General features: G+C 45.5%; 12 protein-coding genes. 5 read left to right on the forward strand and 7 right to left on the reverse strand.

Annotation, left to right across the window (positions count from 1 at the left end; all coding sequences use genetic code 11):
* The first annotated feature begins 24 nt into the window (after window positions 1-24).
* Both MKY75_RS13150 and MKY75_RS13155 read left to right on the forward strand, forming a co-directional pair.
* Window positions 25-1,203, forward strand: a complete 1,179-nt coding sequence (locus MKY75_RS13150; RefSeq protein ID WP_340885616.1) for a M20 family metallopeptidase — start codon at window positions 25-27, stop codon at window positions 1,201-1,203.
* Window positions 1,204-1,254: 51 nt separating this feature from the next.
* Window positions 1,255-2,316 carry a hypothetical protein gene (locus MKY75_RS13155; protein WP_318627302.1) on the forward strand — a complete coding sequence of 354 codons (1,062 nt, stop codon included), beginning with the start codon at window positions 1,255-1,257 and terminating at the stop codon, window positions 2,314-2,316.
* 87 nt (window positions 2,317-2,403) lie between these two features.
* Here the strand turns inward: MKY75_RS13155 and glgA are convergent, their stop codons facing one another.
* Complete coding sequence (gene glgA / locus MKY75_RS13160; protein WP_029517457.1) at window positions 2,404-3,846, reverse strand: glycogen synthase GlgA; 1,443 nt, start codon at window positions 3,844-3,846, stop codon at window positions 2,404-2,406.
* 21 nt (window positions 3,847-3,867) lie between these two features.
* A complete protein-coding gene (gene glgB, locus MKY75_RS13165) occupies window positions 3,868-5,790 on the reverse strand; it encodes a 1,4-alpha-glucan branching protein GlgB (RefSeq protein WP_340885618.1) in 1,923 nt (640 codons plus the stop codon).
* Between the two features lie 235 nt (window positions 5,791-6,025).
* Here glgB and MKY75_RS13170 point away from each other — a divergent pair, with 235 nt between their 5' ends.
* On the forward strand, window positions 6,026-7,252 hold the full coding sequence (locus MKY75_RS13170; RefSeq protein WP_029517455.1) for a glucose-1-phosphate adenylyltransferase: 1,227 nt from the start codon (window positions 6,026-6,028) through the stop codon (window positions 7,250-7,252).
* A gap of 86 nt (window positions 7,253-7,338) precedes the next feature.
* Here the strand turns inward: MKY75_RS13170 and MKY75_RS13175 are convergent, their stop codons facing one another.
* The 5 genes from MKY75_RS13175 to MKY75_RS13195 all read right to left on the reverse strand — a co-directional run bounded on the left by MKY75_RS13175 (window position 7,339) and on the right by MKY75_RS13195 (window position 12,756).
* Window positions 7,339-8,763: a sensor histidine kinase gene (locus tag MKY75_RS13175; RefSeq protein ID WP_029517454.1), complete on the reverse strand. Its 1,425-nt coding sequence runs from the start codon at window positions 8,761-8,763 to the stop codon at window positions 7,339-7,341.
* Window positions 8,760-9,458 (reverse strand): response regulator transcription factor, encoded by a 699-nt coding sequence (locus MKY75_RS13180; RefSeq protein ID WP_007432526.1) that lies wholly within the window; start codon window positions 9,456-9,458, stop codon window positions 8,760-8,762. Before MKY75_RS13180 ends, MKY75_RS13175 begins: the two co-directional genes overlap by 4 nt.
* A 1-nt stretch (window position 9,459) precedes the next feature.
* A complete protein-coding gene (locus tag MKY75_RS13185) occupies window positions 9,460-10,794 on the reverse strand; it encodes a hypothetical protein (RefSeq protein WP_029517453.1) in 1,335 nt (444 codons plus the stop codon).
* A complete protein-coding gene (locus MKY75_RS13190) occupies window positions 10,791-11,516 on the reverse strand; it encodes a phosphonate ABC transporter ATP-binding protein (RefSeq protein WP_340885620.1) in 726 nt (241 codons plus the stop codon). The genes MKY75_RS13185 and MKY75_RS13190 overlap by 4 nt, the downstream gene beginning before the upstream one ends.
* Window positions 11,517-11,598: 82 nt before the next feature.
* A complete protein-coding gene (locus MKY75_RS13195; protein ID WP_069011733.1) occupies window positions 11,599-12,756 on the reverse strand; it encodes an MFS transporter in 1,158 nt (385 codons plus the stop codon).
* Window positions 12,757-13,198: 442 nt separating this feature from the next.
* Here MKY75_RS13195 and MKY75_RS13200 point away from each other — a divergent pair, with 442 nt between their 5' ends.
* The gene (locus MKY75_RS13200; RefSeq protein WP_039273282.1) at window positions 13,199-14,116 is read left to right on the forward strand and encodes a hypothetical protein; all 918 of its coding nucleotides are present in this window, start codon (window positions 13,199-13,201) and stop codon (window positions 14,114-14,116) included.
* A gap of 66 nt (window positions 14,117-14,182) precedes the next feature.
* A complete protein-coding gene (locus MKY75_RS13205) occupies window positions 14,183-14,947 on the forward strand; it encodes an HAD family hydrolase (protein WP_029517450.1) in 765 nt (254 codons plus the stop codon).
* Window positions 14,948-14,956: the final 9 nt, after the last annotated feature.

The following is a 14,956-nucleotide window of genomic DNA, read 5'->3' on the forward strand; positions in this document are numbered from 1 at the left end:
AGCTTATATAAAGGAGTTTTCAGCATGGATTTTAAACAGACCATTCAAAAGACAATTGAGCAGCATGCCCCACGCTTTAAGGACATTTCGTTATATATTGGGGCAAATCCTGAACTTGGAAACGAGGAATTTCTGGCCGCTGCCCGTTTAAAAGAAGAACTCATTTTTCACGGTTTTGAGGTCCAGGCACCCGTTTTGGGCCTAGAAACAGCCTTTATTGCAACTTACAAAGCTGAAAAATCCGGACCGATTGTCGCTTTTCTGGCAGAATATGACGCTCTGAAAGGTTTAGGACACGCCTGTGGGCACCATCTGATATGCATGATGAGTACCGGTGCTGCCGTTGGCCTCAAGTCGATCATCGACGAAACTGGTGGAGAAGTACGGGTATACGGCACACCTGCCGAAGAAACTCGTGGTGCTAAGGTCCCTATGGCCGCTGCCGGTTTGTTTGATGATTGCGACATAGCACTTATGACGCATCCTTATGATCGTTACGAAAAATCAGGCAAATCGCTGGCGATTGATGCTGTACAATTCGAATTTTTTGGTCAATCCGCTCACGCGGCTGCCAGCCCGCACGAAGGCATTAACGCGCTGGACGCTGTGATTCAAACGTTCAATGGCATCAATGCGTTCCGTCAACAAGTAAAAAGTACAGTGCGTATCCATGGGATCATTAATCAGGGTGGGCAAGCAGCCAATATTATTCCTGATTACGCCTCAGCCCAATTTTATGTAAGGGCCGCTACACGTCAAGAACTGAACCCGCTGACTCGCCGTGTTATTCAAATTGCTGAAGGAGCTGCTTTACAGGCCGGGTGTCGTTTGGAGACCTCCAATTATGAGACTTCTTATGATGAAATGGTCACGAACCGTGTACTTTCCGATGCGTTTACCGCAAATTTGGTGCAGGCTGGCATTTCGCAAGAAGATATAACGGAAGGCGAAGATCATGGCTCCATGGATATCGGAAATGTATCGCTTCATTGCCCTGCTATTCATCCTTACATTCAAGTTATTGACGAGAAGCATGCCTTGCATACACCAGAATTCCGCGATTTGGCGATGCAGGACCGAGCCATGGAAGGAATGCTGCTGGCTGCGAGAACTTTGGCATGGACTGCTTGCGATGTAATCACGAATCCTGAACTGCTAGCCCAGATAAAAAAAGAATTCGCTCTGCTGAATAACGAACGCTAAATCTTAATTCCGTGTTATTTCAGAAAGGAGTAGCCAGCCATCATGGATAGTATGAGTAGCTTTTGGACGTTGTTTATTGTGATAGACCTCATCATTTTTTGGTTTATATTCCGTGCAATACGCAGGAACCGGGGAAACAGAAAAACACGGCGCCGGAATGCTTTTTTCCTCAGCTCCCCTTCTCCTTCTTCCCTTACGCAGGAGCGTCATCCAGAGATTACGGAGCTGATGCAGCTATTGGAGCAATCCATTCCCGTCTCCTATGCTCATAGCGTAAGGAATCGTGTAATGGAAGCCCACCCAGAGATTACGGAGCAAGAATATGATTGGCGTTGGCATGAGCTAAAACGATATTTTATGCTATGCGCGATTATGAATCGTGTGCCTATGTTCAGTAGTGATGTGGATGAATTATGGCACGAAATGTTGATGTTTACCCGCGAATATCAGCAATTCTCGGAAGCTTTTTTTGGTCGTATGCTTCACCATGCGCCCCATTCTGGCGGCTCTCAGCCGATGCCGGAGGAGCGTGCGTGGTTTGATTGGTTGTATGTGGAATGCTTTGGCTGGAACCGCTATAGCGCCAGTTTGTGGGGGACTTTTTTTAATCATCCATTACCGAACGACGAGCTTTCACACTATTACAAACTCACAACTTCGGCGCAGCCAGCAGGTAACCGTTGGAATACTCAGGAGAATATAGCCATTTCACAGCAAGCCCAACAAGCGGTTCATAAGATTGTACAACATCTGCGCGAGCGGGTGAATAAAGCGGTGGATGATCCTGAGGGTAAGCAATTGCCTAAGGTCAACTATTTACAGGTCGACTATCTGTTATTAGCTGTTGTATGGTATTCATGGTATCAACCTGAACAATTTGCCATACACATGCACCCGGATGCTACAGGCAATGCCGGGTTAGCTAGCTCATCTGGTTGTAGCTCGGCAAGCGGCTGCTCGAACTGGGATACGCATCACTCGCATCATCATTCCTCCCATGACAGTTCTCATCATGGAGGCTCTTCTCACCATGATTCAGGCGATTCTGGTAGCCATTCTTCGTGTAGCAGCGGCTCTTCATGTGGAAGCAGCTGTGGTGGCGGGGGCGACTGATCATAGCAAAAAAGGGAATTCCTCAGCCAAACACTGGCTAAAGGGATTCCCTTTTTCATTAATATGAATATGGTGTTCCTACTCCGTTCAGTCCGTCTTTGTGAGCAAATGGTAAATATCCATATACGCTTCGGCTGAAACATCCCAACTATATTCTCCTGCGAAAGCCGTCTGTGTAAGCTTCGACCAATGCTCAGATTGGCGATAAAAATGAACAGCACGACGAATGGTGTTCAGCATATCATGTGCATTGTAGTTCGTGAAGCTAAATCCGTTTCCTTCCCCTGTAGACTCATTGTAAGCCTGCACAGTATCGTTAAGGCCTCCAGTTTCTCGCACAATAGGGATACTTCCATAACGAAGCGCTAGCAGTTGGCTGATCCCGCAAGGCTCAAACCTTGATGGCATAAGATACATATCGCTTGCCGCATATATTTTTCGTGACAGAGGTTCGCTAAAAGCAAGCTGCGCCGACATTTTCAGTGGATAGCGTCCCGCTGCCTCACGGAACCAATGCTCAAAAGCCGGATCCCCTGTTCCCAAAACGACAAACTGGATATCATCATAATACAAGATTTCATCAAGCACTCTCGTTACCAGATCTAGCCCCTTCATATCTACAAGTCGGGTTACCATGGCAATCATAGGTACGTCCGGCCGTACCGGCAGACCCAGCTCCTTTTGCAGACCAATTTTGTTTTCCTTTTTCTTTGTCAGACTCGTTCGGTACTTCGTATAAATACGATTGTCCGTAGCAGGATTATAGCTTTTGGTGTCAATTCCGTTCACAATCCCTGTTAAGCGACCCTGATCTCCCAATTTACGAAGCAGACCCTCAAGCCCATATCCGTAAAATTCCGTTTGAATCTCCTCTGCATAGGTTGGACTCACGGTCGTGACATGATCCGAGTACGTAAGCCCACCTTTCATAAAATTCAGTCTGCCATGATACTCCACACCCTCGGAGGTGAAATAGCTTCCATCCAGGTTGAGCAGCTCAGTTAAGACCTCATACGGAAAATCCCCCTGATACAGCAGATTATGTATCGTAAACACCGTGCGAATATCGCTGTAGAAGGGTAAATGTCGATAATCGGCATTCAGAAGTAGCGGAACCATCGCTGTATGCCAATCATGACAATGCAAAATATCCGGCCGAAAGTTCAATTCAGGCAGCATTTCTAAAATCGCTCGGTTAAAAAAGGAAAAGCGTTCGCCATCATCCATATAACCGTAAATACCGTCACGACCGAAGTAATACTCATTGTCTATAAAATAAACCTTGATTCCGTCTAATGTCAGTTCCTCTATTCCACAATATTGATTACGCCAGCCTACGGCTACTTGCTTTACCGCTACCGGACGCAGAGACTTTTTATAAGTATCGGGAATCCCCGCATATTTAGGTAAAATGATTCGGACGTCGCACCCCGCCTGACGAAGTGCCTTCGGCAGTGCGCCAATGACATCAGCCAACCCGCCTGTTTTAATAAATGGATGTGCTTCTGCTGCCGCAAACAAAATGTTCATATATGCTTCCTCCTTATGTGGTTAATCTGCTTTTTTAGGCCTCCGAGGCGCTTTCTTGAGTATAACGATGCTCAGGGGTGGTATGGTCACCTCCAAGCTGTGAAGCTGACCGTGGCAAGGAATACGGGCGGTCCGTATCATTCCGGTATTTAGCTGGCCACTTCCCCCAAAGTCCTTATGATCACTGTTCAGCAGTTCGATATAACTCCCCGCCTTTTCCAGCCCAATTCGGTAGTTCTCTCTCGGTACGGGCTGAAAGTTAATAAGCACGACCAATGTATCTCCTGGCTTTTTACTTTTACGTAAATACGTAATTACGCTCTGCCCACGGTCCTCCGCCTCAATCCACTGATATCCATCCCACGAATGATCCAGTTCCCATAGTGCCTTTTCCTGAATATACAAATGATTCAGCGCTTTCGTAAAAGCGTGCAGCGAACGGTGACTGTCATAATCCAGCAGAAACCAGTCAAGCTGCTCCTCATCCTTCCATTCGATGAATTGGCCGAATTCCCCTCCCATAAATAATAGCTTTTTGCCCGGCGAGGTGAGTTGGTAACCGAGAAGCGCTCGAAGCCCGGCAAACTTTTGCTCATAGCTACCCGGCATTTTATCAAGCAGCGACTTCTTACCATGAACAACCTCATCGTGCGACAACGGCAGTGTAAAATTTTCGCTGTACGCATAAGCTATGGGGAATGTCAGCAAATTATGGCGCTCCGGCCTCTGATCGAAATTCGTTTCGATATAATCAAGCGTATCGTTCATCCAGCCCATATTCCATTTGTAATTAAAACCGAGTCCTCCATCGCTTACTGGGGAAGTTACCATAGGCCAGGCACTGGACTCCTCTGCCATCATCAGAGCATACGGATAATAGCGGAATACTGTTTCATTCAGTTGTTGAAGGAAGGCAATAGCCTCCTCATTTTCAATACCTCCCTTAGAGTTAAAACGATATTGACCGTCCTGCTTTTCAAAATCCAGCCGTAGCATACTCGTCACAGCATCTACCCGCAGGCCGTCAATATGGTACATATCCATCCAAAATAACGCATTAGATATCAGGAAAGAACGCACCTCCGGTTTGCTGTAATCAAACGTCAGCGTTCCCCAGCCGGGCTTTTCCGCAATCAGCGGATCCGCATATTCGAACAGGGGCGATCCGTCAAACAACCTTAATCCATGAGCATCTTTTGCAAAATGGGCTGGGACCCAATCCATCAGCACTCCAATTCCCGCCTGATGGCAACGATCCACCAAATACATAAAATCATGCGGTTCTCCATAACGGCTTGTGAGTGCAAAATATCCAGTAAGTTGGTAGCCCCAGGAAAGATCATACGGATGTTCACTCAGCGGCATCAGCTCAATATGTGTATACCCCATATCAGTCACATAAGGTACAAGAAGCTCAGCTATTTCCCTGTATGTATAAAACGTACCATCTTCTTTTTGCTTCCAAGTGCCCAGATGAAGCTCATATATGTGTAGAGGCTTTCCATACGGTGCTCTACGTTTTCGGCGCCAAATCGCATCGTTCCAAGTATAACCATCTATAGAAGCTACCACAGAAGCCGTTGCCGGTCTCACTTCAGCACGTACCGCGTAAGGGTCTGCTTTCAGAAATCGTTCACCGTTTGCACCCGTAATGTCGTATTTGTAAAAAGTTCCTTGGGATATCCCCGGAAAAAAACGACTCCAAAAACCGGATTTGGGAACCCTATATAAGGAATCCTGTTCCCCATTCCAGTTGTTGCGATCTGTAGCAAGCCCGACATGGAGAGCATGAGGAGCCCAGACCGTAAAACGGACGCCCTGTTCTCCGTTCTCCACAGTAAGGTGGGAACCCAAAGATCGGTAGCTGTGATAAAGCGTTCCTTCATGAAACAAATAAATATCTTCCGATGAAATAGCCTGTTGCGGAAGAGTTTGGTCTGTCATCACGTCACCACCCTTATATGTTTGTAAGTAAAAATGTATGAATCGGTAATGCATTCGCTTTTGGCTCAAAGCTGACTTGAGTTATTACCCCATTCTAGCCACAATGAACAGAAAAATGACTAGGAAAAAAATAAACCTTAGTTTTTGGGGAATCTTATATACCTAATGGTTTCAAGAGTACCCCATACCGTTTATGTATGTACTACACTGACAACTAAACCGGGAGGGAAACGAAATGTTTAATAAAGAATGCATTGCCATGCTGCTGGCAGGCGGAGAGGGACGCCGTCTTGCTCCCCTTACTTCAACGATTGCAAAACCCGCCGTACCTTTTGGCGGTCATTACCGAATCATCGATTTTCCTCTCAGTAACTGCGTAAATTCAGACATTGATACTGTAGGTGTACTGACGCAATATGAGGCAGAATCCTTGCACGAACATATCGGGGATGGAACACCATGGGGTCTTACAAAAACAGATGACAAAGGAATTACCCTGCTTCCATCTTACAACACAGGTAACGCTGAATACTTAGGAACGGCAGATGCTATTCATAAGAATATTGAATATATTGACAGCCAAAATCCGGAGCATGTGCTTATTTTATCCGGTGATCATATCTACTATATGAATTATCGCGAAATGCTGAACCACCATAAGGAAAAAGGAGCTGCGGCTACCATTTCTGTCATGGAGGTACCTTGGGATGAAGCACACCGTTTTGGTGTTATGAGTGCGGATGAAGATCTACGTGTCACAGAATTTGCAGAGAAACCTGAGAAACCGGAAAGTAATTTGGCCTCTATGGGTATTTATCTTTTCAAATGGGATTACTTGAGAAACTACCTGTTAGAAGACGCACAGGATGCTCAATCCAGTCATGATTTTGGTAAAGATATCATACCTAAAATGTTAGCGGATCAAGAATCCTTGTACGTTTATGAATTCCAGGGCTATTGGAAGGACGTAGGTACCGTTAAAAGCCTGTGGGATTCACACATGGATTTGTTACACGAGAATTGTGCGATCGACCTTCAACGTAAGGATTGGCCGATGTATACACGTGAACGCCGCACAAGGTTGAGCGCACAAAAGGTACCTAACCGTCAAACGCAGCCATTGGGCAGCTTGTTGCATGATTCCTGTCAAGTAGAGGGCCGAATTGAACGCTCCGTTGTATTTAGTGGTGTCGAGGTAGGTAAAGGATCAGCCATCAAAGAAAGTATCGTTATGCCGGACACACGCATTGGACGTAACGTCCATATTGAACATGCGATTATCGGTGAAGGTGCTGTGATTCGCGATGGTGCTGTCATTAAAGGCAGTCCGGGCGAAATTATGGTCATCGGACCCAATGAAGTGGTATTTGGTAAAATGGCGGTACGGCCGCAAACTACACGTATGCTGAAAGAAGCTTACGAGCGCAATACACGCTTGCGTGCCGAAGGTTTTACTTCATAACGTTACCCCAAATCAAAAACAGCCAGCCCTCCCGATTTAAGAGGACTGGCTGTTTTTCTAATTGCACCTATAAGTAGGCTTTAAATCTATTCTTCAGTGAGTTGTGGTGGTTCCACGGATTGCTCTGCTTGCAGAGCAGGTAATGAAACCGTAATAGTGGTGCCAGCCCCCAGTTCACTTCTGATGAGCATCTGACCATGATGGCGCTCGACAAACTGTTGTGAGATTGCCAATCCCAGTCCAGTACCACCGTTTTGGTGGTCTACCTGGAAAAAGCGGTCTCTTACTCTGGCAAGATTTTCAGCACTAATTCCAATTCCTGTATCTTGTACGGATATCTCGATATTGCCATCAACCCGTTGAAGCGACAGAAAAATAATTGAGCTTTCATGCGAAAACTTGATAGCATTATCCACAATGTTCAAAAATACCTGTTTTAGACGGTTACCGTCTCCATGGACGAAATATGCCGCTTCTTCCGAATCAAGCTGAAGTTTTATTTGCTTCATTTCTGCTTTGGCCCATACGTTCAGCATAATTTCCTGCAAAAGCTCCCGAAGATCTACCGTTCCCATTACAAGCTTCATGGCATTTTGCTCCAGCTTGGAAAAATCGAGAATTTCCTCCACCAAGCCAATCAGCCGATCCGTCTCTTTAGAGATAATCTTCATCCCGATTTTCGTCTCTTCGGGGTCATAGCCGCCAGAATTTAACGTTTCACTCCAACCCTTAATAGATGTAAGCGGAGTACGCAATTCATGAGATATAGATGAAATAAAATCATCCTTGATTTGATTTGTTCTGACAATTTCCTGTGCCATATAGTTCAGTGTCGAAGCCAGTTCACCCAACTCATACCGATAATCGCCTTCAATGCGTGTATCAAACCTTCCCTGAGCCATCTGAGCAGATACATCGCGGATATTATTAATCGGTCTAACAATGGAATTCGCGAGCCCTGTACTGACCACAAATACAATAACCAGTACAGCTGCCATGATGCCAAGAGAAAACAGCGTAATCGTAAACAGCTTATCATTTACCAATTCCAGCGAGGTTGTATACCGAATAACGTACACCTGGTCTCCGACGATATTGTCCAGTTTTTGAGATACCGCCATCACCTGCTGCCCCGTGCTCGGTTGCTTTCCGATCCATTTGCCCGTATCCCCAGCTAATGCTTGTGTCACATCACTTGTTTGCACACTTAGATCTGCTGCAAAATTCGTCGAGTTATCAATTACATTTCCCTGTTCATCGAGCAACTGCAGTTCAGTAAAGGGCAGAGAAAATGTATTTAACAAATACGATTGCAAAGACTGTTCCGGCTCTTTAAATTTGGGTGCAAATTCACTTACCGATTCGATACGGCTTTCGATATGTTTGTAAATGGAATCGTAATAGTACGACCGGAGTGCAAACATAAAAATGACTTCTACTAACAGAAGCGCTAAGAACACTACGAAAAAATAGTGAAGCACAATCTGTCGGCGAATTCCCTTTTTGATCATTGAGACTGACCTTTCCATTTATATCCATGTCCCCAAACTGTTTGTAAAAAGGCTGGCTCGGATGGATTGTTTTCAATTTTCTGCCGAAGACGTCGGATATTCACATCTACAATTTTCGGATCGCCCATATACTCTTTGCCCCATACGTGATCAAGTAGAACATCTCGGCTGAGCGGCGTGTTCTCTTTTTCCAGAAAAAATTGAATCAGGGAAAACTCAGTCGGTGTCAGCTCAATCAGCTGCCCGTTCTTCTTAAATTGCTTAGCAATCAAATCTAGGGTGAACGGTCCAGACTGGAAGGACACTTTGGCTGCTGTTTCACGATGAACATTCACCCGACGCAATAACGATTGAATACGTGCAATCAGCTCCGTCGGGCTAAAAGGCTTGCTCACATGATCATCGGCCCCTACAGACAAGGCATATACCTTATCCTGCTCCTGTACCTTCGCTGTGAGAAAGATAATGCCGATGCGCTCATTCGTCTCCCGGATTCTCCGACAGACTTCAAAACCATCCATACCGGGTACCATTACGTCAAGCAGTGCAATATCAATATCCCGCACCGTGTTCAAAATATTCAGAGCCTCATGCCCTTCCGACGCCTCCAGCACCTCAAAACCGTTACGTTTCAAATTAATGACGATAAAGCTGCGAATGGATTCCTCGTCTTCCATGATTAAAACTTTACTCACTCTACTCTACCTGCCTTTCCCCCAGCTTGTTTTTAATGGTTTTACGCGGTTCCAGCTCACTGGATCGCTTAATGCCAATGACCTGCGCATTCGTTCGCCACAGTTGGCTATACCCTTCGTTGTTTCGCTCCCATTGTGACAACGAGAAAAATTTAATTTCCGCTATCGTTTTGTCTGTATCATCCAAAATAAAGCGCAAATAGCTGTCCTTCTTCGAAACTTTCGGATCAATCGTCACCTTGCCATGCAGCTCTTTCGGTAATCTGAAGTAGACCTGTTCATTAGAATCACGATACTGCTGCTGCTTAAAAATCGTTCCTTTCGCCCCGTCCCACTGATAGAACGACACAAAATATGGAACCTCATCCAGCGGCTTGTTACTCCAACCTTTAGGCTTCTCCAAATTACCAAATTCCAGAATACCGTCACCATCCACATCACCACTGGCGATGGTCGCATCCTTGAAGGTGACATCCATAAGATTAAGCTTCCTAAGCTTGCCGTGATCCATCACAATAACATTGGAAACGGTAGTGGTCTGAGCAATTTTGGTGTCTATAATAATCCCCTGCCTACCCTCGGCTACCTTGCCAGCAACGACATTATAGACATCTAAGACCTGACTGTCCAAATCCAACGATCCGATTTCCTTAAAGGTCCCCCCACTGAATTGGAATGTTTTAACTGTAAAGAATTCATTACGTCGCAGCGTGATAATCGTCAAATCATTCAATTTATCCCCGTTTAAGTCCATCTTGTTATGCTTAAAATCATCTACGACGAAGTCCGTATAACCTGTAGCATATATTTTCTCCAGAGTTCCTCCGGTATAGGAATACACGATGAGTCCCTTCTGGTCCCCGCCATCGCCACTATCTCCGCTGGAAAAACCCGCTACAATATCGAGTGTTCCATCATTCGTTAAATCCACGAGCTTAAATGACTCCAGCACAGTGCCTTCCCCATCAAACGTCAGCTTCTTTACCCACGTTCCCCCCTGATCTTCAAACAAGGCACCATGTATTTTTACGCTCTCATCAGGCGTTTCATAAAAGAGCACTGCTTCGTCTGTGCCATCATTGTTCAAATCACCCGTTCGAATTGGCGTCGGGTCATCTGGATCATTCGGCCTTAAAGGCTGTACCGCCCCTAGTTGCGTATTCACTGCACCATTCAGTTCCTGCTTCTCGTCAGACATCGTCGGTGTCTCCATCAGCGAAATGGGATCGCTAATAACATTACAGCCGCTTAAAAATCCAGCAAGGAGCAGCAAGGAACAGCAGCCAGCCACCATTCTCAACAGCATTATTTTCACTTCTCTTGCCGTCCCCTTCACAATTTGTTCTTTTCCGCTTGTGTCAATCGTCTTCCCTGAATATCAAACACCAATTCACCATCATTCAACCCCCATATACGGGAAGCAAAGCGTTCAGCCATTTCCAGCGGCAATACAGTCATGATCGTCACCCGCTCGTCAGAACACAGCTTGCGAAAAGTCTCCAATACATGCGCTGCCGAAGCTGGATCAAGTCCATTTACAGGCTCATCCGCTAAAATAACTTTAGCTCCGTGCACGAGAGCACGCGCAGTCGCTACCCGCTGCCGCTCGCCACCGCTGAGCTTGTCGCATTTATCATGCGCCTTATCCAGCAGACCCAGATCCTCCAGTACGTCCATCGCTCCCATATAATCGTCGGAACGCACCATACCGGTCACCATTCTCCACATTGGAGTTTGACCGGATCTGCCAATGAGCACATTTTTAAGAGCGGTTCGATTCATATTTAGATGCGGGTTTTGCTCCAGGTATGCCCATTCCCGCTTTATTTTCATCTTGCCAGTCCAACCGGATTTCAGCACATCATTGCCACCTACAATTAAACTGCCTTCATCCCATGGCTCTTGTAAAGCAAGACAGCGAAGCAGCGTCGTTTTGCCGCTTCCACTTGGCCCCACTATGGCTATGAATTCGCCTTGATGAATTTCAGCATCAATTCCTCGAAGTAGCCGGGTCCGTTCAGGTCCCACTTGTTTGGTCAGCTTCCGAATTTTAATCATCTAAGTGATTCCCCTTTGCGCACCATCAATACTGTTTATATTTTATAGTAAATGTGAAACAAATACCATGCAAACCGCAGTTTTAAACCGCCGTTACTCTTTTTCTGGAAAACAAACCTAACAATCCGAAAACAATGTAACTACCACCAAGGACAAGAAACATGCTGCCTTGAGTTCCAAAGTCCAGCAACCCCCCGCTAATATTAGGTCCGATCACACTTCCCAGATTAAAATGAAAGGATGCCAGTACATTCGCGGCTGCTAAAAATGATTTGGGCAACAGATCAGCGGCGTAGGCCAAACCGAGGGAGAAAAAGGAGCCTACTAAACCACCTGCTAGGGTCAGCAATATCAAAGTGAACATAAAATGATTGCCGCTCCATGGTAGCAACATAAAGGTCATTCCCCCTGCTATGCCTACGCTCATTAGCACCTTTTTACGTCCCCAACGGTCACTCAATATCCCTAGCGGCAGCTGCAGAACTAACCCTCCCAAACTGACGAACGGCAGCAAGGCGGCGATTTCATCGGTATGAAAGCCAATACGCAGGCCATAGACTGGAAAGTTACTGTTCAGGCTCGCTTCCATATAGCCATATAGAAATGCAGGCAAAAGAGCGTACCATGCCCAGCTGTAGCTGCGACGAAATCTTTGAGTGGGACGCGCCTCGGACTCCAGCTTCTCTGGTCTGGAGTCCGGCAGCTTAATTAACACCAACAGCAAAACAAGCAAGCACAATAAGGCCAACGCAGCAAATGGAACCAGCATTCCATAATCAAGTAGCCATAATCCCAATGGTCCTAATGCAAAACCCAGACCATATGACATACCATAAAAGGAAATGTTGCGGCCTCGCTTCTCTGCTGGAGTCACCAGCAATATCCATAGCTGCGCAGAGTAGTGCAATGCACTGTCACCAATACCTACTAGCAGACGCAGTATGAACCATACTCGAATATCAGGGATTAGCGGAAACAGCAGCAGCGTAATGAGCACTAGCACAAGCCCACCGGCCATCAGCTTTTTGAACCCTAACCAGCCCAATGTCCGTTCTGCCACCAACGTCATTGCAAATGAACCAATATACAGAGCAGCCGCATTCATTCCATTTAGTGAAGATGAAACTCCCATTTGTTCCAACGAGATTGACAGAATAGGTAATAATAAACCTTGGCATAATCCGGCAACAATAATAACAGCAATTAAAATAAAATAATGAACCCGTAACGACGACGACATCCTAGCTCCTCCTGATCGAACAAATAAAATAATAAAAAAATCAATGTTAAGAAATGATTTGCATTTGATTCCATAATCAATAATAATTCTTATCACTATGTATTCCATGCCGTCCTGCAAAACCGGCAAATCACATATACAAATTCAGGTGTAATTAGTGTATTAAAGAATAGAAGAAAAAAATCGCCATCTGAGATGACGATTTTACGGAAAGAGCTTGTCTGGTATGTATCCGACTCCTTCGGTTAAGGAGCCTCGTATGTTCAATCCGAACCCATTCACGTCACAACGCACTATTTCATATTATAGTGGACAATCCCTGGCAGAACAAGCCATAATAAATAAGTGAGCAATCATTAAAATGCTCATGTTTTGCTTATGGACGGGCTTAATTACGTTCACCGCTCTGGGCTAGAAGACAGAATAGGAGGCATTGGGTTCCATGAGTTATCAAATTAAAATAGACACTTCTCCAATTTATGAATTGCTCGGCAGCTTCATGGCCTATGTGACTAAAAAGTGGGTTCAAGATATGGACTTGGGCCATGAATGGATCGACAAGGTAGATGCACGACTACAACATGAAGTTCGTACTGAGCTGGCTACAGCTCAGGATTGCCCTTTTAGCGATTATGACGCACTCTATGCTTGGGCGTTACTTCGTCCGGAATCAGATGAAATATCTGATTATATCTCTTATTTGGACCACGGTCCGGATAAAGATATGTTTGAGTTGCTCGTTCCGCATATCCCTTTTTTAACCTTTGAAGAATCTTTACGCATTCGTAAGGTATACGCACCACTCCTCAAATTGTGGGATCGTGATTATTTTCGGGCCCTGGAAGGCGAACTGCGTGTGTTGGCAGAAGAAGACGCTGCGGAAAAGCGCATGCTGCTGAGTAAAATGGAACCGGAAGCACTGGTTGAATATGCGACAGCTGGACTAGTCGTGCCACACATGGAAGACCTGGATACAGTAGTCCTATTTCCAGTTGTCCATAATCGCCCGATTAATTCATACTGTTTTTATACCCGCACACTGCTGATCCAGTATCCAGTAGATATCCCCGAGGAGAGCGAGGAAGAACCGCCTACGCTTCTGCTACGGCTCACTCGTGCGGTTAATGATCCGCAGCGGCTACGAATTCTGCGTTATGTAGCTCAAGGTCCTAAGTCTCTCGAAGATATGCGCCATGATTTGAGCCGTTTGGAAGATACACTCATGTCTGATATGATGATTTTACGAGTCGCTGGTCTGCTCCGAATTCACATCGGACGTTATCATAAGGAAAGATTCAGCATCCGTCCCGATGGCGCGGCTGATTTACAGGTATTTTTGGAATCCTATATTGGATTGTAATTTGAATTGTACTTTTAGTTATAACCGAAGCAACGTTAAAGCTTTGGCTTGGAAGGAGTATGCATCATGTCGTATCCGAAGCAGCACATTTTATTTGATCTTGATGACACCTTAGTCCACTGCAACAAGTATTTTGACCTGATCCTCAACCACTTTTTCGATTTGCTTCAGGAATGGTTTGCAACTCATAACCTAACGAAAAATACGATTCGTGAAAAACAAATCGAAATTGATGTGGCTGGAGTTCATCAAGTAGGCTTTGCCAGCGAGCATTTCCCACAATCTTTGATAGATACGTACCAATTTTTCTCGGAACAATTCGGACGCCGTCTCGATTCTCGGGAAGAGCAGGAGCTTCGCTCTCTTGGCCGAAGTGTGTACGAACAGGAAATCGAACCATATCCAGGCATGGTCGAAACGCTGAACTCCCTCCAAAAAGCAGGGCATTCCCTCCATCTGTATACTGGCGGTGAGCAGATCATTCAAGAAAGAAAGATTGAACAAATGAAACTGGCTACCTACTTTGATGACCGCATCTACATTCGCCAGCATAAAAATGTCGAAGCCCTAGAAGAAATCATCCAGATGAATCGCTTGGACCGAAGCATCACCTGGATGATCGGGAATTCTCTGCGCACTGATGTTTCTCCAGCCCTTGCCGCAGGTATTCATGCTGTATATCTCAAGCAGCCTAAGGAATGGATTTACAATATGGTTGAACTGCAAAAAAACGTGAACTCCGTGATGTATACGATACAGAAGCTAACGGAAGTACCACGGGTTATCCACGAAAGCATACAATTGCACCAACAAAAAAGGACCCTCGGATAGGGTCCTTTT

The organism is Paenibacillus sp. FSL L8-0663, assembly GCF_038008125.1.
Lineage (GTDB): Bacteria > Bacillota > Bacilli > Paenibacillales > Paenibacillaceae > Paenibacillus > Paenibacillus polymyxa_D.